Here is a 5,938-nt window from a genome sequence, read left to right on the forward strand (position 1 = left end):
GTCGACCCAGGCATTGAAGCTGGCGACCAGTTCTTCATTGGTGATTGTGGGTTCGGGGATTTCAACGCCGATGCCGCTGATGATGACGCGATGCATGTCCAGTCCGTCCCATCCGCAGGCGCTGCGGCTTCATGTGGGCGCCGGAACGCTCCGGCGCAACAGTTTTCTCACCGAGGCGGTTTACGCCGGCTTAAACCAAAGATCTGGGCCGACTGAAGCCGATCCCTCGACATGGCCACAGCCAAAGCCAAGCGGCCCTAAGGCGCCGCGCGACATGGATAATCAAGCTCGTTTTGCGACAATGAAAATGCGCGGAAAGGGCAAGAGCACCTTGCCATCAGCCGTCTTTGGATAGGCCTTGGCGATCTTGGCCGTGTAACATTCGAGGAACATCGCCCTCTCCTCGGCATCCAGCGGATCGAGGAACGGCTTCAGGCCCGTCGATTTCACCCATTCGACGATCGCCTGCGCGTCGGCAAGCGGATGGTTGTAGATGGTGTGCCAGATATCAAGCCGGTCGCTGAGCGGCGACAGCAGGTCATAGTAGAACGACACCGGCGGCAACGGCCCGCGTGCCGCGCCCTTGAGCTTTTCGGCAAATGGCATTTCGGCGGCGGTCTCCCGCATCAGGCGGTGGGAGTCCTCGCCCAGATTGTCGGGCATCTGGACGGCAAGCGCACCGCCTGGGGCGAGGAAGCCCATCAGCCGCTGGAACACCGCCGGATGGGTAGGCAGCCATTGGAACACAGCATTGGCGAAGATCACGTCGACCGGCTCCGCCGGCTGCCATTCGGAGGCATCGGCGAGATCAAAGGTGACCTCGGGCAGGCGCGCCCTCGCCTTCTCGATCATGTCGGGCGAAGTGTCGAAGCCGCTCACCTGGGCATCCGGCCAGCGCTCGACAAGCAGTTCGGTCGAGTTGCCAGGCCCGCAGCCGATGTCGACGACCCGGCGCGGGAAGTCCACCGGCACCTGCGCGACCAAATCCCGCGCGGGCCGCGTGCGCTCGTCTTCGAATTTCAGATATTGGGCGGCGGACCAATCAGCCATTTGAGCTCCTCATGCTGGTTGAGATCGCCGCCCTAAAACCCCTTACCGCGTCAGCCTCTTGTAGGTCATGCGGTGCGGGTTGACGGCATCAGGCCCGAGGCGACGGATCTTGTCCTGCTCGTAATCCTCGAAATTGCCTTCGAACCATTCGACATGGCTGTCGCCCTCGAAGGCGAGGATGTGCGTCGCCAGGCGATCAAGGAACATACGATCGTGCGAGATGATGACGGCGCAGCCGCCGAAGTTTTCCAGCGCGTCTTCGAGTGCCGCCAGCGTTTCGGTGTCGAGATCGTTGGTCGGTTCGTCGAGCAGCAGCACATTGCCGCCGGTCTTCAACATCTTGGCCAGATGCACGCGGTTGCGCTGGCCGCCGGACAGATTGCCGACCTTCTGCTGCTGGTCGCCGCCACGGAAGTTGAACGACGCGCAATAGGCGCGCGTGTTGGCCTCGAACTTGCCGAGCTTGACCACTTCGGCGCCGCCGGAAATCTCTTCCCACACCGTCTTTGACGGATCGAGCGCATCGCGGCTCTGGTCGACATAGCCGAGCTTGACCGTTTCGCCGACGCGGACCGAGCCCGCATCCGGCTTTTCCTGGCCGGTGATCATGCGAAACAGCGTCGTCTTGCCGGCGCCGTTCGGGCCGATGACGCCGACGATGCCGCCGGGCGGCAGCTTGAATTCCAGGCCGTCGATGAGCAGCGTGTCGCCAAAGCCCTTCGACAGGCCTTCCGCCTCGATCACCACATTGCCGAGCCGCTCGCCATGCGGAATGACGATCTGCGTATCGCTCGGACGCCGCTTGTCGGCTGCATCCAAAAGATCCTGGAACGCCTGGATACGCGCCTTGGACTTGGTCTGGCGAGCCTTCGGGCTCGACTGGATCCATTCGCGCTCGCGGCCGATGGCGCGCTGGCGGGCATCGTCCTCGCGGCCTTCCTGCTTGAGGCGCTTGGCCTTGGCTTCGAGGTATTTGGTGTAGTTGCCCTCATAAGGAATGCCGCGGCCGCGATCGAGTTCGAGGATCCAGCCGGTGACATTGTCGAGGAAGTAGCGGTCGTGGGTGATGATCATCACGGCGCCCGGATAGGCACGCAGATGCTTTTCCAGCCACGCCGTGGTCTCGGCGTCGAGATGGTTGGTCGGTTCGTCGAGCAGCAGAAGGTCGGGCTGGCGCAGCAGAAGCTGGCAAAGTGCGACGCGGCGGCGTTCGCCGCCCGAAAGCTTGGTGACTTCCGAATCCTTGGGCGGGCAGCCCAGCGCTTCCATCGCCATCTCGACCTGCTGTTCGAGATCCCAAAGGTTGAGCCGGTCCATTTCGTCCTGGAGCTTGGCTGACTCGTCGGCCGTCTCGTCGGAATAGTTCATCATCAATTCGTTATAGCGTTCGATGACGGCGGTCTTGGCGGCGACGCCTTCCATGATATTTTCGAACACGGTCTTGTCCGGATCGAGCGCAGGCTCCTGCGCCAGGTAGCCGACAGTGGCGCCTTCGGCCAGCCAGGCTTCGCCGTTCCACTCCTTGTCGAGCCCGGCCATGATCTTGAGGATCGTCGACTTGCCCGAACCGTTGGGGCCGAGGATGCCGATCTTGGCGTCGGGATAGAAGGAGAGATGGACATTCTCGAGCACCTTCTTGGTGCCATAGGCCTTGTTGAGGCCGGCCATGTGATAGATGAACTGGCGTGCCACGCGCGCTTTCCCTGAAAAAACTGACTGGCCCAGAAAACTGACTGGATCTGTCGAATTGAGTGGAGGTTGGCCGCTATGTAGGCGATGCGGCGGCGAACGGCAATCGCTTTTGCCATATCTGCCCGGTCACACGCGGAAGTGTCCGCCAATCGCCGAAGTTTTCCACCAGCACGAAGCGTGCTGAAATCTCCGGTTAACTCTTCGGCGTCAAAACAGGGTCGGAGTGGAATCGCTCACTATCCGCGATTTCGAGAAAGAGATCGGGTCGACGGCATTGCTGAACAGTTTCCTGCTCCTTGCCGAAGCGGTCGTCTACTTCAGCGTCATGGTGACGCTTTTCCGCTTCCGGAGGCGCATCGGCCTCGGCGTATTCATCTGCGCGCTCGGTGTCATGCACTTCCTCGAGACCTATCTCGCCAGCGTCTTTTACGTCGCTCTGCCGTTCGGCCTGGTCTCGCCTGGCTCGGCGGTGCTGTTTTCCGGCAAGCTGGTCATGCTTTTGCTGCTCTATATGAAGGAGGACGCTGCAACCGTGCGTCAGCCGATCTACGGCCTGCTGCTCGGCAATGCGCTGATGATCGGGCTGGTGCTGCTGCTGCGCCTGCACGTCATCGCGGCACTTCCCGACGGCAGGCTTCCAGACATCGGCTTCATCGACCAGATGGGCTGGCTGATGGTGTGGGGCACGACGCTGCTGTTCGTCGATGCCATCCTGATCATCCTGCTGTACGAAAAGCTTGGTCGGTATCTTCGCAAGGCGCCGTTCGCGCGCATCCTGATTTCCGTCGCTTGCGTGCTGACCTTCGACCAGGCCGGTTTTTTCACCGCCCTGCATTTCGTTGCCGGCGCGCCGATGGCCGTCTTTTTCGGCGGCTGGTTCGCCAAGATGGCGGCGGCGGTGACCTTCAGCACCATGCTCGTTGCCTATCTCAAATGGTTCGAGGAGCGCCAAGTCACTGCGCCGCGCGGATTGACCGATATCTTCGATACGCTGACCTATCGCGAACGCTACGAAGCGCTGGTCGAACATGTCGGCCGCGACGGGCTGACAGGCCTGCTGCATCGCGGGCGCTTCGACGCCGACGGTGAAGCCGCCGTCCAGGTCAGCCTGCGTACCGCCAGGCCGCTCAGCCTGCTGATCATCGATGTCGACCATTTCAAATCGATCAACGACCGTTTCGGCCATGCCGAAGGCGACAAGGTGCTGAAGGCGGTCGCTGCCCTGCTTGGGGAGACGGCAAGCGCCGAAGACCAGGTGTTCCGCATCGGCGGCGAGGAATTCGCCATCCTCAGTTCTCGTCCGCACCCGGTCGCCAGGCTGTTCGGCGAAAGCATTCGCCACGCGGTCAAGGGCTCGGCCGCCACCAGCCGCTTCGAGCTCACCGTCAGCGCCGGCGTTTCCAGCGTCAGCGAAACCACGCGCTGCCTAGCCGACCTGTTCGCGCTTGCCGACCAGCGTCTCTACAAGGCGAAGTCGACCGGCCGCGACCGCGTCGTCGGCGAGCCGGGCGGCCACGAAGCCGACACGGCCGCTGCATGGACAAAGTCCGCGCGGATTTAGTTCGTTACGACTTCCTCTGCCGTCGAATGCCCGTCACGGTTGAAACCGCCATCAGCGCGATCGCCAGCCATTTCAGCGCCGTGATAATCGGCCCGGCCTCGATATCGTAGGCAATGAACAGCAGGATGCCCGGCACCAGCAGGCCGCATAGGATCATCATGATGCGGTTGATCTGCCACGAGACTTTCGACGCCAACGCCTCGTCGCCGGGCGCGGAAACAAGTGCTGCTCGCATCGTCTTGCCGCCGACCAGCATGGCCGAAAGACGCATCGAGATCGGCGGGCCGAGCCCGATGATCAAGAAAGCGCAAGCGGCCAGCAGCGAGGAGAATTTCAACGCGCTGGTGTCCGCCGGCACCGGAAACAGCAACGTCGCCAGCGGCAGGAAGGCGCCGAAAATGCCGATCGCCGCGATAATGATGAAGATCACCGCATTGACGATCGTGAACAGCTGGTACGTGCCGACGCCGATCGGTTCGGAGAGCGTTCGCATGCGTGCCCATTCGGCGTCGGTATACGAAAAGCCCGGCCATTCCATGCGGGCATCGTTTATCGAGACCATGCCCTTGGCCCAGAAAGCCAGCCGCGCCAGCGCGCTGCTCGTCATGCCATCCATTGCCGCCCCCGCCAGAATGATGCGCTCGCAGCATAGCACCAGGGCACGGCAGGGCGACAGTCCGGTACCTCTGTTGAGAGTTACTGGAAGCCGATCGCGTCGACATTGCCGGTTGGGCAGCCGGCCTTGTTGGTCGGCACCGAAGCCAGCAGCAGGTCCTTGAGCGCGCTGTTCGGGCCGATCGGACCGGCGAGGCCGAGCGTCAGTTCGCCGATCAGCCGCCTGCCGCTCGACGGATCGATGACGCAGGACACGCGCACCCGGTCGCCTGCCCCCGCCCCGAAGGCGCTGTCGAAAGCGCCGCGGATCTGGTCCGCCGTCAGCTTTCCACCGATGTTCTTGGCAAAGAGATCGCGCACCGGCGAGCTGTTCACCGCACGCATTAAATTGAGCGCATCGGAGAAATAATCCTGCTGGCTCTTGCCGTAGCAGGTGCCGTGCTTGATCCATTCATGCCGTTCGAGCTGCGAAGCGGTTCCCGGCATCACCTGATCGAGTTCCGTGCGGGTGTTGGCGTCAAGATTGACCGGCGGCAGGTCTTTCCAGTGGGCGGGATTGTCGTTGGCCTTGTCGCTCGATGTCGCCTGGCAGTAGAAATTGCCGTTCGGCTGCGGCCACAACCCATGCAAGGTGAAATGCGTCGCGTCGAAATCACCGGCGTTCTGCGTCTTGCATTCGGTCTTGTTCGACTTTGTCTCGCAAAACGCCGGCTGCCAGCTCAGCGCGAAGACGTATTCGGGCTTTCCCCACGCCGCCGGCTTGCCTTGGCCGTCAGGTGCGGCCGGCACGGTCGCCGCGCTGCTGCCGGAAACATGGCCGCAACTGACCTTCACCCAGCGGCGCTCCGGATCGGCGCCCGGCACCAGGATAAGGTAGTGCGTCGGCGCATCCTTGTTGCCGGCAAGCAGCTGGTAGCTCTTCCCGGCATCGGTCGAGACATTGCCGGGGTTCTTGCCGTTCTTGATCGCTTGCGTCGCCGGACAAGCAGCGTCGGCGACGAAGCTGCCGCTCATCTTGAC

Annotated in this window: 5 protein-coding genes; 1 reads left to right on the forward strand and 4 read right to left on the reverse strand. The window is 62.4% G+C overall.

Annotated elements, in window-relative coordinates:
- Positions 1 to 282: 282 nt before the first annotated feature.
- Positions 283 to 1,050: a trans-aconitate 2-methyltransferase gene (tam, locus tag EOB59_RS12810; RefSeq protein ID WP_127398949.1), complete on the reverse strand. Its 768-nt coding sequence runs from the start codon at positions 1,048 to 1,050 to the stop codon at positions 283 to 285.
- 42 nt (positions 1,051 to 1,092) lie between these two features.
- Positions 1,093 to 2,742, reverse strand: a complete 1,650-nt coding sequence (gene ettA, locus EOB59_RS12815; protein WP_027034974.1) for an energy-dependent translational throttle protein EttA — start codon at positions 2,740 to 2,742, stop codon at positions 1,093 to 1,095.
- 274 nt (positions 2,743 to 3,016) lie between these two features.
- Between ettA and EOB59_RS12820 the strand changes: the two genes are divergently transcribed.
- The gene (locus EOB59_RS12820; protein WP_128288489.1) at positions 3,017 to 4,303 is read left to right on the forward strand and encodes a GGDEF domain-containing protein; all 1,287 of its coding nucleotides are present in this window, start codon (positions 3,017 to 3,019) and stop codon (positions 4,301 to 4,303) included.
- 4 nt (positions 4,304 to 4,307) lie between these two features.
- On the opposite strand, the gene EOB59_RS12825 is transcribed toward EOB59_RS12820, so the two are convergent.
- Both EOB59_RS12825 and EOB59_RS12830 read right to left on the reverse strand, forming a co-directional pair.
- Positions 4,308 to 4,910, reverse strand: coding sequence for a hypothetical protein (locus EOB59_RS12825; protein WP_128288482.1), 603 nt, complete (start codon positions 4,908 to 4,910; stop codon positions 4,308 to 4,310).
- Between the two features lie 89 nt (positions 4,911 to 4,999).
- Positions 5,000 to 5,938 (reverse strand): ribonuclease (locus EOB59_RS12830; RefSeq protein WP_245486611.1); only part of this gene is annotated, 939 nt, incomplete at its 5' end.

Origin of the sequence: Mesorhizobium sp. M7A.F.Ca.MR.176.00.0.0, assembly GCF_004023165.1 — a bacterium.
GTDB lineage: Bacteria > Pseudomonadota > Alphaproteobacteria > Rhizobiales > Rhizobiaceae > Mesorhizobium.